General features: G+C 45.1%; 13 protein-coding genes. 8 read left to right on the plus strand and 5 right to left on the minus strand.

The window, feature by feature from the left end; genetic code table 11:
* On the plus strand, positions 1-2,668 hold a 2,668-nt coding region (locus JGK11_RS23280; protein WP_293213048.1), incomplete at its 5' end, for an Ig-like domain-containing protein.
* Positions 2,669-2,794: 126 nt separating this feature from the next.
* On the plus strand, positions 2,795-4,345 hold the full coding sequence (locus JGK11_RS23285; protein WP_293178609.1) for an ATP-binding protein: 1,551 nt from the start codon (positions 2,795-2,797) through the stop codon (positions 4,343-4,345).
* A 538-nt stretch (positions 4,346-4,883) separates the two neighbouring features.
* Here the strand turns inward: JGK11_RS23285 and JGK11_RS23290 are convergent.
* Positions 4,884-7,337 (minus strand): GH116 family glycosyl hydrolase, encoded by a 2,454-nt coding sequence (locus JGK11_RS23290; protein WP_293213050.1) that lies wholly within the window; start codon positions 7,335-7,337, stop codon positions 4,884-4,886.
* Positions 7,338-7,436: 99 nt separating this feature from the next.
* On the opposite strand from JGK11_RS23290, the gene JGK11_RS23295 reads away from it, so the two are divergent.
* Together JGK11_RS23295 and JGK11_RS23300 are read left to right on the plus strand one after the other, a co-directional pair.
* Entirely contained in the window at positions 7,437-8,489 is a 1,053-nt protein-coding gene (locus tag JGK11_RS23295; protein WP_293213052.1) for a DUF262 domain-containing protein, read from the plus strand.
* A 23-nt stretch (positions 8,490-8,512) separates the two neighbouring features.
* Complete coding sequence (locus JGK11_RS23300) at positions 8,513-9,496, plus strand: hypothetical protein (protein ID WP_293178618.1); 984 nt, start codon at positions 8,513-8,515, stop codon at positions 9,494-9,496.
* A gap of 24 nt (positions 9,497-9,520) precedes the next feature.
* Here JGK11_RS23300 and JGK11_RS23305 read toward each other — a convergent pair whose 3' ends face one another.
* Positions 9,521-10,126 carry a Uma2 family endonuclease gene (locus JGK11_RS23305; RefSeq protein ID WP_293207613.1) on the minus strand — a complete coding sequence of 202 codons (606 nt, stop codon included), beginning with the start codon at positions 10,124-10,126 and terminating at the stop codon, positions 9,521-9,523.
* Positions 10,127-10,359: 233 nt separating this feature from the next.
* Positions 10,360-10,905: a gamma carbonic anhydrase family protein gene (locus JGK11_RS23310; protein WP_293213054.1), complete on the minus strand. Its 546-nt coding sequence runs from the start codon at positions 10,903-10,905 to the stop codon at positions 10,360-10,362.
* Positions 10,906-11,010: 105 nt separating this feature from the next.
* On the opposite strand from JGK11_RS23310, the gene JGK11_RS23315 reads away from it, so the two are divergent.
* On the plus strand, positions 11,011-11,520 hold the full coding sequence (locus JGK11_RS23315; RefSeq protein WP_293178626.1) for a TIGR02652 family protein: 510 nt from the start codon (positions 11,011-11,013) through the stop codon (positions 11,518-11,520).
* A gap of 197 nt (positions 11,521-11,717) precedes the next feature.
* Positions 11,718-12,170: a VOC family protein gene (locus tag JGK11_RS23320; RefSeq protein ID WP_293178629.1), complete on the plus strand. Its 453-nt coding sequence runs from the start codon at positions 11,718-11,720 to the stop codon at positions 12,168-12,170.
* Positions 12,171-12,632: 462 nt separating this feature from the next.
* Here JGK11_RS23320 and ctpB read toward each other — a convergent pair whose 3' ends face one another.
* A complete protein-coding gene (gene ctpB, locus JGK11_RS23325) occupies positions 12,633-13,952 on the minus strand; it encodes a carboxyl-terminal processing protease CtpB (RefSeq protein ID WP_293178632.1) in 1,320 nt (439 codons plus the stop codon).
* A gap of 196 nt (positions 13,953-14,148) precedes the next feature.
* On the opposite strand from ctpB, the gene JGK11_RS23330 reads away from it, so the two are divergent.
* Positions 14,149-14,994 (plus strand): hypothetical protein, encoded by an 846-nt coding sequence (locus tag JGK11_RS23330; protein ID WP_293213056.1) that lies wholly within the window; start codon positions 14,149-14,151, stop codon positions 14,992-14,994.
* Between the two features lie 40 nt (positions 14,995-15,034).
* On the opposite strand, the gene JGK11_RS23335 is transcribed toward JGK11_RS23330, so the two are convergent.
* Positions 15,035-15,607, minus strand: coding sequence for a pseudouridine synthase (locus JGK11_RS23335; RefSeq protein ID WP_293178638.1), 573 nt, complete (start codon positions 15,605-15,607; stop codon positions 15,035-15,037).
* Positions 15,608-15,967: 360 nt separating this feature from the next.
* Here JGK11_RS23335 and wecB point away from each other — a divergent pair, with 360 nt between their 5' ends.
* Positions 15,968-17,083 (plus strand): UDP-N-acetylglucosamine 2-epimerase (non-hydrolyzing), encoded by a 1,116-nt coding sequence (gene wecB / locus JGK11_RS23340; protein ID WP_293178641.1) that lies wholly within the window; start codon positions 15,968-15,970, stop codon positions 17,081-17,083.
* The last annotated feature ends 65 nt before the right edge of the window (positions 17,084-17,148 follow it).

The following is a 17,148-nucleotide window of genomic DNA, read 5'->3' on the forward strand; positions in this document are numbered from 1 at the left end:
CAAACTGGTAACATTACCCAAAAACGGCAAGGTCAATTTCAACGCTAACGGTTCCTTTAGCTATACTCCCAATCCGGGTTTTGTCGGCTTGGAGGAATTTAGCTACAACATCAGTGACGGGGCATCCACCTCTGCGGAGACTCCGGTAAAGATCAATGTCACCAATCAGCCACCGCAGGCAAATAGCGACAGCTACACCATTCCCCGCGACAAGACACTCAATATTTCAGCCCCTGGACTCTTGGCTAATGACATCGACTCCGACGGCGACTTTCTAACCGCCAAACTTGATGCAGCCCCCAACAACGGCAAGGTAAATTTCAAGGCTGACGGTTCCTTCAGCTATACTCCCAATCAAGGTTTTGTTGGTACAGACAAGTTCAGTTACAACATTTCTGACGGGGTATTAACGTCTGCTTCGGTGCCGGTCAATATCACTATTATTAACCGATCGCCGATCGCCAATCCAGACAGTTACAGTACATTGGATAGCAGTGTTCTCAACGTGGATGCGATCGCGGGCGTCTTGGCCAATGACATCGATCCGGATGGCAACCCGCTGACAGCCGCCCCGGTTGCTTTGCCCAACAAAGGCAATCTCATATTAAATAAAAACGGCTCTTTTACTTATACTCCCAATACTGGCTTCTCGGGAACAGACAGCTTTACATACAACCTTAATGACGGAATCCTTGAGTCTTCGCCCGTTGCGGTGAACATTAGCGTCAAGAGTGCAGGCGCGTTTAACTTCAGTACCGCTAACTACACTGCCAGGGAAAACGGTACTGCTGCCACAATTACTGTCATTCGCACAAATACTGATGTTGCTGCTGATGTGAGTTACAGTACGTCGAACGGCACTGCTAATGCTGGCAACGATTATACTGCTGCATCGGGTAGGCTGAATTTTGCGATCGGCGAAACTCAGAAAACTTTTACTGTACCAATTATTGACGACTCCTTAATAGAAGGCGATGAAACTGTTAATCTCAGCTTGAGTTTGCCTAGCAATGGTGCGATTTTGGGAACGAATTCTACTGCTATTTTGACTATTTTAGATTATACTCCGACGCCAACTCCCATTCCGACTCCCATTCCGACTCCAACTCCGACGCCAACTCCGATCGCAATTCCGACTCCAACTCCGACTCCGACGCCAACTCCGATCGCAATTCCGACTCCGACGCCAGCGGAAACTCCGACTCCGACGCCAACTCCGATCGCAATTCCGACTCCTACACCAGCGGAAACTCCGACTCCTACACCAGCGGAAACTCCGACTCCGACGCCAACTCCGATCGCAATTCCGACTCCGACGCCTACACCAGCGGAAACTCCGACTCCCACGCCAGCGGAAACTCCGACTCCCACGCCGATCGCAATTCCCACTCCGACGCCGATCGCACCCATTCGCACGCCGATCGCAATTCCGACTCCGACGCCAGCGGAAACTCCCACACCGACACCAACGCCTGGAGAAATGCCGATCGTTCCCATCGCACCTCTACCAACCGAAACCCCAACACCTGCGGTAATTTTTACTGCTGTTGAAGACTGTATGTGCGATCGAATCAATTTACCCGATCGCACAGCCATGGACGGCCCCAACATCAATGCAAACACCCTCAACGGTACTGACGGTAAAGATACTCTCACCGGCAGCGATATTAATGACAGCATCAACGGTTTTAGCGGCAACGACTTGCTAATTGGCTTATTCGGCAGAGACAATATTTACGGCGGCCTTGCTAGCCCAGTTGCTGTGGGCGCTGATGCAGACAGCGACACAATATTTGGCAACGAAGATAACGACTACATTGTCGGGGAGGCTGGGAATGATGTTATTTATGCGGGCAAAGATGACGATCTGGTGATCGCAGGCAAAGATGATGACATAGTGTGGGGCGACAAAGGCAACGATACCTTGTTTGGCGATCGAGGTAATGACAGTTTATTTGGTGGCACTTCTGACTCATCTGATGGCGATTTAACAGGAAAAGATTTGCTGTTTGGGGATAAGGGCAACGACCTTTTATACGGGCAAGAAAGCGAAGATACTCTTGTTGGTGGCGATGGCAATGACACCATCCACGGCGGCAAAGATAACGATCTAATTTGCGGCGAATCAGGCAACGATTTGCTGTTTGGAGATTTGGGAAGTGATACGATCTGCGGTGGCGACGGCGACGATACAATTTTCGGAGATATTAACAAGATTCCGAAAAATGGTAGCAGTCAAAAAGATTATTTGTGCGGCGGTAGTGGCAACGATCTAATTTTTGGTGATGAAGATGCGGATAAATTGTGTGGCGGTGAGGGTAACGATACTCTTTACGGCGGCAAAGGTAATGATACTTTGATTGGAGGAAGTGGTGACGACTGGTTGATTGGAGATTTAGGAAAAGATACGCTGCAAGGGGGAAGCGGGCGCGATTACTTTTTGTTGACTGCGGGAGAAAGTGGCGATGTAATAGCTGATTTTAGGCAAGGTGAGGATTTATTGGTTTTGACGGGAGGCTTAAATGTCGATCGACTCAGCATAGTTCAAGATGGCGGTGCAACCTTAATCAAAATTGCCAACACAGATAAAATCTTAGCGACTCTCAACGGCGTGCAAGCTAATTTCATCACCCAACAAGATTTTAGAGTAATTGAGTTGGGTTTGTAGATTGAAGATAGCCGTTGAAACCGCTTCGAGGGTGCAAAATCGAATTTGCTGACGCTTGGGGGCGATCGGCATTCCGACAACCGCAAGCTAAACTAAAAGCAACCCCTGATTCACCCCAATTTAGCTATGCCTAGATGGTTCAATACCGCCGGCCCCTGCCGCGCTGATATCCACTATATGCTGTCTGCAACCAGTCGCGTCCCCAACCTAGAACGACTGATAGCCCAGGAAAACTATTTCGTCATCCACGCACCCCGACAAATCGGCAAAACCACTGCCATGTTGTCTTTAGCTAAACAACTCACTGAAAGCGGACAATATACCGCTGTCATGCTGTCAGTTGAAGTGGGCGCACCTTTCAGTCAAGATATTCCTGGTGCTGAAGATGCTATTCTCGGTGCTTGGAGGCGAGCACTTTCTATCAGATTACCCCAAGAGTTACAACCTATAGCTTGGTCTTCATTAGAAGCCGGACACCGCATCGGCGATGCACTCAGTCTTTGGGCTGAATCTTCCCCTCGTCCTTTAGTTATTTTGATTGATGAAATTGATGCCTTACAAGACCTTGCTTTAATCTCTATTCTACGTCAATTACGCGATGGTTATCCCAATCGTCCAAACGCTTTTCCTCAATCAGTTGGTTTAATTGGTTTGCGAGATGTGAGAGATTATAAAGTGGCGGCAGGTGGCAGTGACAGGCTCAATACTTCTAGTCCATTTAATATTAAAGTTCGTTCCCTCACTATGCGGAATTTTAATGCTGCTGAAGTGGTAGAACTCTACAATCAACATACAGAAGATACCGGACAAGTTTTTACAACAGAAGCCTCAGCTTTAGCTTTTGAATTGACTCAGGGACAACCTTGGTTAGTGAATGCGTTAGCTAAAGAAATTGTAGAAGAGTTAGTCACTGATGAATCAATAGAAATTACAGCAGAGCATATTTTAACCGCTAAAGAGATTCTGATTAAACGACAAGATACGCATTTAGATAGTTTAGCAGAAAAACTCAGAGAAAACCGAGTCAAAGCCATTATCGAACCGATTTTAGCCGGACGAGAATTGCCCGAATCTTCCAATGACGATCGCCAATATTTGGTAGACTTGGGTTTACTCAGACGCGATCCGGCTGGGGGGCTAGTCATCGCCAATCCGATTTATCGAGAAGTTTTACCGCGAGTTTTAGCCCAAGGCCCCCAAGATAGTTTACCGATTATCAGTCCCAGTTGGTTGGGCGCCAACGGAGAATTAAACACAGATGCCCTTCTCAAGGCCTTTCTCGCCTTTTGGCTGCAACATGGCGAACCGTTGCTCAAAAGTGCATCTTATCCCGAAATTGCGCCACATTTGGTGTTGATGGCGTTTCTGCATCGGGTGATTAACGGTGGGGGAACGTTAGAGAGAGAATATGCCATTGGGCGCGATCGCATGGATCTGTGTTTGCGCTATGGTGAGGTGACATTGGGAATTGAACTGAAGGTGTGGCGGAATAGGAAAGTCGATCCTTTGACTAAAGGTTTGGAACAATTGGATGGATATTTAGCAAGATTGGGACAAGATAAAGGTTGGTTGGTAATCTTCGATCGCAGAGACAATGCACTAGAATTGGAAGAACGGCTGAAAACTGAAATTCATGCTAGTCCATTGAACCGGGAGATTACAGTTATTCGTGCGTGATGATTTCTTCTGCAAGTTTAGAGAGTTATAAAATGTTCAAAAAACTTTATGGTAACAGAAAATTGTCTAAGCTTGCGAAAGGTATGTTGTTGGGCTTTAGCCCTCTTAGAGTAGTGATTATAGTGATTATATAGCAATACAGTTGACTTAGGAATGAGAATTAAATAACTTACAATTTGATGGTTTTTGTGGGATGGGCGGGAGAGCCCGTCCTTTATGAACGGGCTCTCCCGCCCATTCCACTTTCCTTGTATAAATTATTTAATTTGCGATCCTTAAGAAAAATCTGACTTGCCAAAAATGCCTGTATTGGCAGAAAATCGTCATATAAAATTATTCAAAAAGCGTTAAATAAACCGTATTAGATTATATAGTAAGCGAGGTCGCATCAAAAACTCCATTTACAATCATACCTCATGTTTATGATAAATGCTATAGCCTTTATCATAAAGGTGAGGCATGACTGATAGCTTATAGAACCTCTTAAATCCCGAGGGCTAAAGCCCAACAACGTACCTAATTTTATCGCACCAATGCCCTATTTAAAACCAGTCAACACCCCATAAATTGCCCAAATCGCCATCGCCCGCAAATAGTGACTCGCCCGAAAAGTCCCCCCAGCCGTAATCGCTTCCGGCGTCCGAAACTGCAACCCATTCTCATAAATCTGCTTCACCACCACATCCGTCAACTTAAACGCCTTATCCTCCATTCCCATCTGTACCAAAAAAGCCGCCAACCCAAAATTAATCCCCGTCCAAACTTCCAAAGGATGAGTCGCATTCGGATTTTCCGGCGAACCGTTCAACATCACCCCATTCGCCGCACCAAACTCACCATCATTGAACTTCAAAAAGCAAGATTCATACACAGTTTCTAAAGCGCTGACTGCACATTCAGGCGGCACAATATCCGGCAATCCCAACAGTTTTGCGTAAAATTGACCGCACAATTGGTCGGCCATCACCACTTCCGAATTACTCTCGCTGTCCAAACGGTAATATTGACCGTTCCACAGTTTTTCTTGATAGCTAGGTCTTGCTTGTAGCAGCCAACTGTGATATAATGCAATCTTCTCTTGCGGATTCGGAAGTATATCCGGTGCTGCATCTTCTAAGATTTCGCCGATCGCGATCGCACTTTCCAGCGCCGCCAACCACAAACCGCCGCAATACGCACTAATCCCCCGCATTTGCCAATCATCAAACGTCTGATCCGGCGCACCCGAATTCTCAGGAATGCCATCACCATCCTCATCAAAGGTTTTCAGATAAGCCAAAGCCTCAACAATTGCCGGCCAACACTCTTGCAAAAACTCACAATCTGTGCCACCAGTCAACAGGAAATCCCGATAAACCTGCAACACAAAATCGCAAGGTAAATCCTTCCACAAATTGCAATCTTGATAGCTAGTATAATTCGTTTTTTCCCAAGGATGTTCGTTGGGAGCACCCAAATCATGCGGCGTCGCACCGACAGCTTTTCTAATCGCCGCAGCTTGATTCCAACCAATAACTCGCGGAGTATCGTCACCCGCAGAAATTGCCCTAGCAAAGGCAATCATGACAGACTTTTCTAATTCAGGCCACAGCATCAATAAAGCAAAAGAACCGTAAAGCCGCACGTCCAAACTTTCGTACCAGCGGTAATCAATACACTCCAAAACCCCAAATTGACCCTTCGGATCGCGTTCATCTGCTGCACTCCAGAGACTACCGCCCTGAGTTAAAATGTACAACTCATTAAACAGCGCCATTTTAAAACTATCTGACAAATCAGTCCGTTCTAAAATTGGTTTTTGCCAAGCTTCAATATTTTCGCGCCAAGTATCCGAATGCTTCATCGCCGTGCGAATAATCGGCCAGACATTTTTGCCATTGCGCCCGAAGAAATCGGTATAACGGCGGTAGTAAGAAACTCCCGATGCAAATTCAGTAACGGGCAAATCCCAAGCTATGATAAAGGGGATTTTGCGAGTTTTACCCGGTCTAATTGTAAACCGAACTGCGATCGCACAAGCTAACTGTTCTCCTGGGGCGGCGGCTGTCTCGTCTCTGTCATCCAACAAGAAACCTTGTTGAGAAAAGTGCCGCCAAATATCCTCGCCGTCCCCTGCGGGATTCCAGCGAGTTTGATAGAATACTTCTACCGCCGGATTGGTAATAGTTGCGATCGCCCATTGTCCATCTCCTTCTTGTGGCCGATCGTCAGCAGTCAACCGCGTCATCACGCAACCAAAACGGTGAAAATCTTCCACCAACAAATTCATATTTCCGCCACTTTCTCCCCACCGGGATTTATAGTCATAAAATGGACTGCCATCATCTCGCACCTTGACTTCCGGCGACTTGTTGGCATTGGTAAACCACCCGACAATATTCTCCCAAGTTAACATGATGCTGAGAGTAATCGGCGCATCTGTTGGATTGTGCGCTACCCATTCAAACATGGCAACTGGGTAACTGCTTTCTTGATAATTGTTCGGCAATATTGGAGAAAATTGCTCGCAGCTTAATTGAGCTTCAAACACATTTTCGTAAACATACCAACTGCGCGGATATAAAGCATGATAACTACCAGAATTATACTTGCATCCCGTTACTTCTTCTTGCTCTTCTCTTCTTCCTTCTTCCTTCTTACTTCTTCCTTCAGAAGGATACCATTGCCAACTAGATAAACTGCCATCTGTAGGCGGTTCGGTTGACAGTGCATAGGCTTGTTTTTTGCCTTTTGTTTCTTCAAATATACTGAACTGACAAGCTGGTAAACTGCGAAAAATGTGCTCGCCGCCGTCGATGTGCCAGAGGTTGAAATCACCTCGGGGCGATCGCCCGATGCAGCCTGCACCGAAGCCACCCAGAGGCATTCCGTGCCAGGGCCCGTCGTCGAGATTGCTTGCGTAGCGGACTGTATAGGGATTGTCCCAACCGAGGCCGATGGCGCGTTTCCAGGTGTGTGGAGGAATGTTTGAATTGGATGTGCGATCGTTCATGATTTGATTTTGGTGGCAAGGGCGATCGGCGCAAGTGTCGCAGAGCCTTAATAGTATATAATTGAAATTAACAGTTTACCCTACTGCGGAACAAATCAGATGAGTCGAGCCATAAATTTTCAAACTGTTTCTTGGTTTTGGGATCTCTACACAAGAGGTCTACTTGACCTTGAGCCACCTTATCAAAGACGCAGTGTTTGGAATCAAGAATATAAAGACTTTTTCATTGATACTGTACTTAATGGATATCCTGCCCCTGCTATCTTTTTGTATCAAGAAATCACATCTGAAGGCATATCTAAGTATAGTGTTGTTGATGGCAAACAAAGGTTATCTACTTTATTTGAGTTTGCTGAGAATAAATTTCCGGTAAGTGAACAAGCAACTTTGACAAGACTGACAGGTAAATCTTTCAAAGACTTAGAAAATGAAGTCAAGCAAAATTTTTGGAAATATCAGTTTGCTGTTGAATATGTCCCATCCGACGATGAACGAATCATCAATGATATATTTAACCGAATCAACCGTAATGTGATCAAGTTAACACGTCAAGAACTGCGTCATGCAAAGTTCAATGGCGGATTTCTCACTACTGTAGAAGATTTAACTGACTGGATAGCTGCAATTCTCCCACCAAGCTTTCCCTTAATTCCTGCAAAAGACAAAAAACAAATGAAAGATGTAGAGTTTGTGACTCTACTTTTATTGTTTCTAGAAGAAGGAGTTAAGTCTTATCGTCAGGATGATTTGGATAAAGCTTTTAACGATCGAGATTTAGCTTGGGAGGAGCAAGATGAAATAGCATCTGAATTTAAACAAGTTATAGAATTAATAAAAGACTTGTTAGATGTTTCGCCTAAAGATATAAATTTATGCAAAACAAAACTCAAAAATCAAGCTGACTTTTATTCATTTTTTGGCGCGATCGCAGAATTAAAGCGTGAAAAATCATTAAATATAACAGCCGATGTCTGCCAGAGAATTTACGAATTGATGGAATTAGTAAAATCTCCTGAATTAGCAATAAAAACTCAAGAAGCTCAAGCTTATTATGAGGCAATCACAACTTCATTGGGTTCATCAGGAATTGAAAAAACTAAAACTAGAATTAATATCTTAAAATTATTGATTTCAGGAAATACTAATTTGTAATCAATCTGTAAAATATCGAATTTATGATTTATCCTTCTATTTTAGACCGCCAATATGAACAATATCTTCCCTTCGTCCAAGAGGTTGCAAAGCTAGTAAAAGAAACAATGCTAAATTTTTGTGACAACAAGGGATATGCACTGACTTCTAGAATTAAAACTATTGAATCTTTAGCAGAAAAAATTGAGACAGGTAGATTTGAAAAATGGTCAAAACTAGATGACTTATTTGGTTGTACAGTCATTATCCCAAATTTATCACAAGAAAAAGAGGTAATTAAATTTTGTCAAGATACTTTTCAGGTTACTCAAACAGTCAAAAGAGGACAGAATAAAAAATCTCCCGATACTTTTAAATTTGATTCAACTAGAATTTATGCCCGCTTAAAAAGTGTAGATGATAGCAATATCGATAATTTTTTGAGTATTTTTAATGTCATCTTTGAAATTCAAATAAAAAGTGCTTTTGAACACGCATGGGCAGTTTCAACCCACGATCTAGTTTATAAAGGTTCGGAAATTGACTGGAAGAAACTCCGTTTAGCAGCACAAATAAAAGCGATTGTTGAACAGCTAGATACAATGATTCTGGCATTTGAACAAATATCTCCTGCTATACAAGAAAGTGAGGATCCTGAAACAAAAAAAAAGCGTCAACTAGCTATTGCTACTCAAGAACTATTCCAGCGAGAAAAAATTCCCGAAGAACTTAAGCCCAAAGATATGACCCGTTTTTGCGATAATTTATATGGTATTCTTGTCAGGGCTGGAAAAGTGGATAAAGTTCAAGAGGTTATTAAGTGTATTACAAAAAAAATTAATTCAACTCCCAGCAAGCAAATTCCCAGAAGTATCTCCCTATTACAGTATTTTTTGGCGATTTTAGTAGAAGCAGAAATTATTATTTTGCCTTTAGATAACTATTATTTTCATATAACATCAGAATTGCTTACGCTTTATCCAATTTTTCAGAACAACGTTGATTTGATTTTTGAATACGATCTTTGATAATTTTAACACAAACCCGATCGCCTAACGGGGCAAAATATCATCTAATCGAAGTTGCAAACTCTTTAACAGAGGAGAAATAATCCGTTCACCCATGCGAAATTGTTGTTTGGCATAATCTTGATCGATTAGTTGACAAACGGTGACAGTAGGTTGTTTCGGTTTACCGATAAAAGCCACGCCTCCCAATCCGCGATAATCAACAATCCAATATTCTGGAATTCCTAAAAGAGCATATTCTTCAACTTTTCGGGCATAATCTGTTTCCCAGTTAGTGCTGACGACTTCTACTGCCAATTTAATCGATCGCCCCAGCGTGATTACAGGTTCTCTTTCCCAGAGGGGTTCGCTAATCAGGGCAGTTTCATCTAACACTACAATATCGGGACGGCGGGCAGTAGCTGCGTCGGAAAATGGACGGATCAAACAAGTGCGGGGAATGAACCAAGGTAGTTTTTCTGCTGCGATCGCAATTACTATTTGAGCTACCAGTTTACCACTGACGGTTTCGTGGGGGCCTGTGGGTGACCTGTCAACTAATTCTCCGTCAGCAAGTTCGTAGCGGGGGTTGTCACAGTATCGATCGACAAATGCTTCAAAGGTGAGGATTTTTTGCGCGGTGTAAGCCATTAGAAATCAATACTTTTTTGCTTGATTTTAATTACTTTAGTTTAGCATTCTTCTCGAATAAAACTAACCCGGAGATCCCCCCTAGCCCCCCTTAATAAGGGGGGGACAAGAAATATTCTCAAAGTCCCCCTTCTTAAGGGGGATTTAGGGGGATCTAGACTTCGATAAAAACGAGAGAGACAGAGGGTTTCAGTTTTAAGTTGACATGAATGTTGAAAATCTTATTCTATCAACTAACCAAATCCCAAATCAGTTCCTTTTCCCGCGTGAACCAAAGCCAACTTTTCGTAACGCTTGGCGTGTTCCACCAACTCCGCAGATTCCTCTTCAGACAAGTCTCGCAGCCGCTTGGCAGGCACTCCAGTCACTAGCGTGTGAGGGGGAACATCCTTCGTCACAACCGCCCCTGCACCGACGATCGCACCTGTGCCGACTCTCACTCCGTCCAGGACGATCGCCCCAATCCCGATCAAACAGCCCCGTTCAATGTAAGCTGAATGAATGACCGCTCGATGTCCTACTGTCACAAAATCTTCTAAAACAGTCGGTTTCCCCGGATCGCCGTGTAGAATTGCTCCATCTTGGATATTGGTACTTTTGCCGATCGCAATTCGTTCTACATCCCCCCGCACCACCGCCCCGTACCAGATACTAGCGCCCGCAGCCACCTCTACCCTGCCGATGACAACAGCGCCCTCAGCGACAAAAGCAGCTTCGGAGAGATCCGGCAATGGCCAATAGGCAGGAAGTGCAAGCAGAGGTTCGTTGAGATTGCTCATCTTTTTGGTCGATCGTGATACTTCTAGCAGATTAGCTGGTTGTTGATACGGGATATAATAAGACTATTTGCCACTTTTGCAGATAAATATGCTGGGACGCAATAAATGATTGAAGTTGCCTTGCAATACCCGATGTTTGGCCCGGAAATTCAGTGTCCACACTGTCGCCAAACAATTCCGGCTTTAACACTCACGGATACCTATTTGTGTCCGCGTCACGGGGCATTTGAGGCAGATCCAAAAACGGGGGAACTGGTTCACCTTCAGTCTGGGCGACACTGGCGCCGCTGGGAGGATGAATGGTATCGCCAGCACACTCACCCCGACGGAATTCGGTTTGAAATTCACGAAGCGCTCGATCGACTTTATACTCAAGGGTACCGAGCAACTCGCGTCATCGTTGCCCAACGTTATCGAGACTTAATCAGCGCTTATTTGGAACGCAGCACGCCTTGGCGGGGCCAGCCGGATTCGCCACGCCCGAGGCTGTACGGTTTACCTGTGGATTTTAGCCCCGATCCCCAAGAGGAACCTTGCTGGGAAGTGATTAATTTTGATTTGGAAAAAGAGCCGGGAGTTCCAATTAGATATCCCTATTTTCGATTGTTTGAATAGTCCGTTGTCCGTTGTCCGTTGTCCGTTGTCCGTTGGCAGTAGTTATTAGTTTATTAATTTCTTAGTAGTAGGTGACAAATAACATAGGATAAATAATAAGTGCCAACTACCAATTGACAACTACCAATTGACAACTGCCAACTATCAACTGCCAACTGTCAACTATCAACTGTCAACTATCAACTGTCAACTGCCAAATGCACCACGCCTCGATTCGCACTGCTAACATTCATCGGGCGATCGCCTTTTACGAACAGTTAGGCTTTACTGTGAGCGATCGCTTTACCACAGGTTACACCCTAGCCTGTTGGATGGAAGGTCTCAACGGACGCATCGAACTCATCCAAATTCCGGAACCAAAACCCGCACCGGATGCTTTCGGTGACGAGCATTATGTTGGATATTATCATTTATCTTTCGATTTGACTGAGGCGACAACTGATTTGCCGAGTTGGTTGCAGTCTCTCAAACAGCGGTTTGAGGAAGCAGCTAAAGACGAACCAAATCAGTTTCAAGCTTTGAAAGTTTTATTAGAACCGACTCAACAGGCGATCGGGCAAAATGTTTATGAAGTAGCTTTTATTGCTGATACCGACGATTTGCCCTTAGAGTTTATCCGGCGTCTTAATTCTATCAATTCTGAAAAGTAGGAAAACGGCATTGCCGTGTCCGACCCAGGAGTTAGGACTTTTAACTTTGTTTGATAGCATCATTCAATCGTAGATATTAGATGCAACAAAGCACGAGCCATTAATATCATGTCCTGTCAATTAGCATCACAAAAACCGTTCGTAGTGCGGACTGAAGTCCGCTATACGGCTGCGGACTGATATCAAATCCGGTAGCATCGGAATAATATATTTGAATTATGTAGTGCGAGCGTCTCGCTCGCGATCTATGTCGCGAGCGAGACGCTCGCACTATATAATTCCGATGCACCCGGAAACGATATGAAGTCCGCACTACGAACCAATCTTACTGGCTGCGGACTGAAGTCCGCACTACGAACTAATCTTACAGTGATTAATCGATGCAATCAATTCTTGACAAAACAAAACCCGCCGGTGCGGGTTTCATCTTAAAACTAATTGTTATTGTCTGACGGTGTTCAACTACTTTTTAGGAGCAAGAGCCTCATTACCAACAGTGGGACGTACCGATGCAGCGCTAGTTTTCAAAAGTGCGATCGCCTGCGCGTAGCAAGGATCGTCCTTCGTCGCAACCAACGTCGGTTTATTAGCTAATTTCAGCTTTTGTTCGTCGCTAACTTCCACCTTGACATCGGGAGTAACGCCCTTGTGACTGATATCCGTACCGTTGGGAGTATAGTAGTGGGCGATCGTCACCGCCAATCCCGAACCGTCAGACAAAGGATGCGTAGACTGCACCAAAGCTTTGCCAAAAGTTTGGCCGCCCATCACAGTGGCGCGCTTGTTGTCCTTCAGCGCACCGGCCAAAATCTCGCTGGCGCTGGCCGAGTTGTTGTCCACCAACACCACCAAAGGCTTGTTAGTGATTGCAGTGCGGTTGGCCCGCATTTCCTGAGAATCTCCCGCACGATAGACTGTACGGACGATCGCCCCAGAATCCATCCACATCTGCGCGATATCAATGCTCACCGACAGCAACCCGCCGGGATTACCCCGCAAATCCAACACAAAAGCGTCAGCTTTCTGCTCCGAGAGATTTTTAATCGCCCGCTGCATTTGTTCGCCCGCGTGGGAGCTAAACTCTTGCAAGCGGATATAACCGACATTCTTGTCAGCTTCCTTCTTAAGGCTGTAGCGAACCGCTGCTACCTCAATTTTCGCCCTAGTCAGAGTAATATCAAACTCGCTTTTGCCCTGACGAGCAATCCGCAGCGTGACTTTCGTGCCTTCGGCACCCCGAATTATTTGAGCCGCATCCGCGACAGTCATACCTTTGGTAGGTTTGCCGTCAATCACCAAAATCGTATCGCCAGCTTGAATCCCTGCCTTCAGGGCTGGGGAATTTTCCATCGGCTCAACTACCGTGATCGCTTTCGTTTTCTCGTCTTCTTCGAGCCTCATCCCCACCCCTGTCAGTTCCCCGGAGATTTGACTCTTCAGCGCTTCGTACTGTTTCGGATCCATGAAGCGGGTGTAGGGGTCTTTTAATTTTTCTAGGGCATTGCGGAGGGCAGTGTAGGCAGCTTCGCGAGAAGTATAATTTTTGCTGAGCAATTCTTGGCGGGTAACTTGCCAGTCAGTCTTGTTAAAGGTTGGATCGACATAATCTCGGTTCACAATTTGCCAAGCTTCGTCTAAGACAGCTTTGGGGCTATCTTGAAGTTCGGCGCGGACTGACTGACTCAGACTGGGAACGAGTAAAGATATCGAAGCGGTTGTTGCCATCGCCCCAGTGAACAGGGCTGCCTGTAACTTAGAAAAGCGTCTGCGGGCTTGATTCATTGAATTTTGGCTCAATTCTATTTTTGATTGTTGATTTGAGATTTAAAATTGCTAAAAAATCTCAAACTACCACTTAAACTATGTTGTGGAGGCCATAGCATCCCTTTGGATAGTTTAACCAGCTTTATAGTCGATCGCCAACCAATCATTACTCTATTTTAATAAACTTAATTTAAAACTTGGATTTAAATGTCTCATGGAAACTAAAATCGAAAATTTTTCGCGTAAGTGGTTGAGTCTGCTCGTTAATGGAGTTATCGGTGCAGCAGCGCTGGCTGGAGTCATTACCATGCAGTCGATCGGGCAATTAGGCGGAATGACCCCAGTTAGCGTTGAGGAGCAAAAGCCGCTCTCTGCAATATCTGCTGCCACTTTCAAGCAAGCCGCCCAGCAAGAAGCCCAGCAAGAAGCCCTGCGGCTGAAAATGCTCAAAAATTTCCCTAGTTTTGGGTTTGACAATTTAATTGCAGATTGGACATTTCTCAAATTTTTGCAGTATTTTGGCGATGACGAAGCACGAAATGTGACTGGTTACAATCTCAGCAAAGATTATTTTGACATAATTACCCAGCGCGACCCCAAGTGGGCTGACATCTACCTGTTTCTGTCCACAGCCGTTTCTTTTTATCAGGGAAAGCCTGAAACTGCTGTTAAGTTCATCGAGCGTGGTACTAGGGCCCTTGCCGTTTCGCCGCAACTTCATTCCCAATCATGGATAGTGTGGCGAACTAAAGGCCTTGATGAGTTACTGCTATTGGGGGATATTCCCGAGTCAATTCGCTCTCACGAAATGGCTGCTGAGTGGGTGGAAAAGACCCAGGAGGGGAAGAAATTGGCGCCGCTTTTTCGAGCAACTGCTGAGTTTTTGCGCCGAGATCCAGATAGCGTGTCGGTGCGGTTTAATGCTTGGAGCACGGTTTATTATCAAACAACTGATAAGTTGGTGCGTCAAAGGGCAAAACAAGCTCTTGTTAAGTTGGGAGCTCGGGTGCAAAAAGATCGGGATGGAAAGGAAAGTTTTAGTTTACCTTCCAGAAATTAGGGTGCACAATGCAGGCTCCTGATGCTGTTCTGTGCAAATCTTAAAATAGTTTGATTTCTGTTTGAGTTAATTCGCGCCATTCACCGGGTTTGAGGCCTTCCAGACGCAAATGCCCGATCGCGCTTCTCACCAGCCGCAGCGTCGGAAACCCCACTGCTGCCGTCATCCGGCGCACTTGGCGGTTGCGGCCTTCGGTGAGAGTCATTTCCAGCCAAGCTGTCGGAATGTGTTTGCGAAATCGAATCGGGGGTTCGCGGGGCGGCAATTCGGGTTCTGCGGACAATAATTGCACTTTTGCCGATCGAGTCCGATAATCTTGAATGGTGACACCAGTTTGCAAACGGGCGATCGCGCCTGCATCGGGAACCCCTTCGACTTGCACCAAGTAAGTGCGGGGATGAGCGAATTTCGGATCGCTGAGGCGGTGCTGCATTTGTCCGTCATCGGTTAACAGTAGCAAACCTTCACTATCGCGATCGAGTCTTCCCACCGCATAAACATCAGGAATCGGAATAAAATCTTTAAGAGTGCTGCGTTTAGTTTCCCCTGAATGGTCAGTGAACTGAGTTAAAACATCGTAAGGTTTGTAAAATAAAATGTATCGATATGGCATAATAAATTAAATTAAAGATTAAAAAACTCCAATGGTCGAGATAATTTTAACATTAAGTAGATTCGGATGAACTAACATTCTGCGCCCAAGCAATCATCTATTTATGTGCAGGTTCGCGTGCATACAAAAACATTGGATTATTGTGGGACAGGCATCCTGCCTGTTCTTGAAAGTAGTCAAAATGCGAGCATCAATAAACTTAACTATATTTTACCACAAAGAATTGGTTTAAAGCCGGAACCCTTGTAGGTAGAAATTAAAAGAAGACTATTCATTACTCCAATCCTCGGACTGCCAGGTAGAGTTCGCCCTCATCTGTCAACTGTCAACTGTCAACTGTCAACTGTCAACTGAATGAATATGCCCAAAACCATTCACCGCGTTTGCATAGTCTTAGGAACTCGCCCGGAAGCGATTAAACTAGCCCCAGTAATTCAACTGTTCAAAAAATCGCCAAACTTTGACACCCAAGTAATTTTAACCGGTCAGCACCGAGAAATGGTCGAGCAAGTGATGCAGATGTTCGACCTGAAAGCCGATCGAGATTTAGCCATTATGCAGCACCAGCAAAGCTTGACAGATATCACTTCCCGGAGTTTGCATGGTTTGGAAGCCTTGTTTAAAGAGTTGCAGCCAGAAATCGTCTTAGTACAGGGAGATACAACGACAGCCTTTGCCGCTGCCTTGGCTGCATTCTACCAAAAAATACCCGTAGGTCACGTAGAAGCCGGATTGCGGACTGACGACGTGTTCAATCCCTATCCCGAAGAAGCTAATCGGCGGTTGATTTCGCAGCTCACACGGCTGCATTTTGCCCCAACAGCGCTGGCTGCGGATAATTTAGTGCGATCGGGCGTTTTGGGAGAAATTCACCGTACAGGCAACACAGTCATCGACGCTTTGCTATCTGTCGCCAAACGCGAACCCGAATGCAACATTCCCAACTTAGATTGGAGCCAACATCGCACCATTTTAGCAACAGTACACCGCCGCGAAAATTGGGGCAAACCATTAGCAGGAATTGCCAAGGCATTTATTCAAATCTTAGATAAATTTCCCGACACAGCCTTGCTCTTACCACTACACCGAAATCCCACAGTCCGGGAACCATTAAAAGCTCTATTGGGCGACCATTCAAGAATCTTTTTAACAGAACCATTAGATTACGCAGAATTAGTAGGAGCGATGCAGAGAAGTCATTTAATCTTGACAGATTCAGGCGGATTGCAAGAAGAAGCACCGAGTTTGGGTAAGCCAGTTTTAGTATTGCGAGAAACCACAGAAAGGCCAGAAGCAGTTTCCGCAGGCACTGCTAAACTTGTCGGTACAAATTCTGATACAATTACAGCAAAAGCCGCAGAATTGCTGAGTGATTCTAAAGCTTACGACGCGATGGCAATGGCAATTAATCCCTTTGGCGACGGCTTAGCCTCCTCCCGAATTTTGAAAATAGTTACAGACTACTTTTCGGAGTAAAAGTTAATCCTAAAAAAGGTTTGTAGTGAGGACTTTAGTCCGCATCCATCCGAGGACTAAAGTCC

Source organism: Microcoleus sp. PH2017_34_RAT_O_A, assembly GCF_020737885.1.
Taxonomy (GTDB): Bacteria; Cyanobacteriota; Cyanobacteriia; order Cyanobacteriales; family Microcoleaceae; genus Microcoleus.

What these genes read in the sequence shown, in the direction of transcription:
- JGK11_RS23285 (WP_293178609.1), top strand. Translation starts at nt 2,795, where the DNA reads ATGCCTAGATGGTTCAATACCGCCGGCCCCTGCCGCGCTGATATCCAC.
- JGK11_RS23290 (WP_293213050.1), bottom strand. Translation starts at nt 7,337, where the DNA reads ATGAACGATCGCACATCCAATTCAAACATTCCTCCACACACCTGGAAA.
- JGK11_RS23295 (WP_293213052.1), top strand. Translation starts at nt 7,437, where the DNA reads ATGAGTCGAGCCATAAATTTTCAAACTGTTTCTTGGTTTTGGGATCTC.
- JGK11_RS23300 (WP_293178618.1), top strand. Translation starts at nt 8,513, where the DNA reads ATGATTTATCCTTCTATTTTAGACCGCCAATATGAACAATATCTTCCC.
- JGK11_RS23305 (WP_293207613.1), bottom strand. Translation starts at nt 10,126, where the DNA reads ATGGCTTACACCGCGCAAAAAATCCTCACCTTTGAAGCATTTGTCGAT.
- JGK11_RS23310 (WP_293213054.1), bottom strand. Translation starts at nt 10,905, where the DNA reads ATGAGCAATCTCAACGAACCTCTGCTTGCACTTCCTGCCTATTGGCCA.
- JGK11_RS23315 (WP_293178626.1), top strand. Translation starts at nt 11,011, where the DNA reads ATGATTGAAGTTGCCTTGCAATACCCGATGTTTGGCCCGGAAATTCAG.
- JGK11_RS23320 (WP_293178629.1), top strand. Translation starts at nt 11,718, where the DNA reads ATGCACCACGCCTCGATTCGCACTGCTAACATTCATCGGGCGATCGCC.
- ctpB (WP_293178632.1), bottom strand. Translation starts at nt 13,952, where the DNA reads ATGAATCAAGCCCGCAGACGCTTTTCTAAGTTACAGGCAGCCCTGTTC.
- JGK11_RS23330 (WP_293213056.1), top strand. Translation starts at nt 14,149, where the DNA reads ATGGAAACTAAAATCGAAAATTTTTCGCGTAAGTGGTTGAGTCTGCTC.
- JGK11_RS23335 (WP_293178638.1), bottom strand. Translation starts at nt 15,607, where the DNA reads ATGCCATATCGATACATTTTATTTTACAAACCTTACGATGTTTTAACT.
- wecB (WP_293178641.1), top strand. Translation starts at nt 15,968, where the DNA reads ATGCCCAAAACCATTCACCGCGTTTGCATAGTCTTAGGAACTCGCCCG.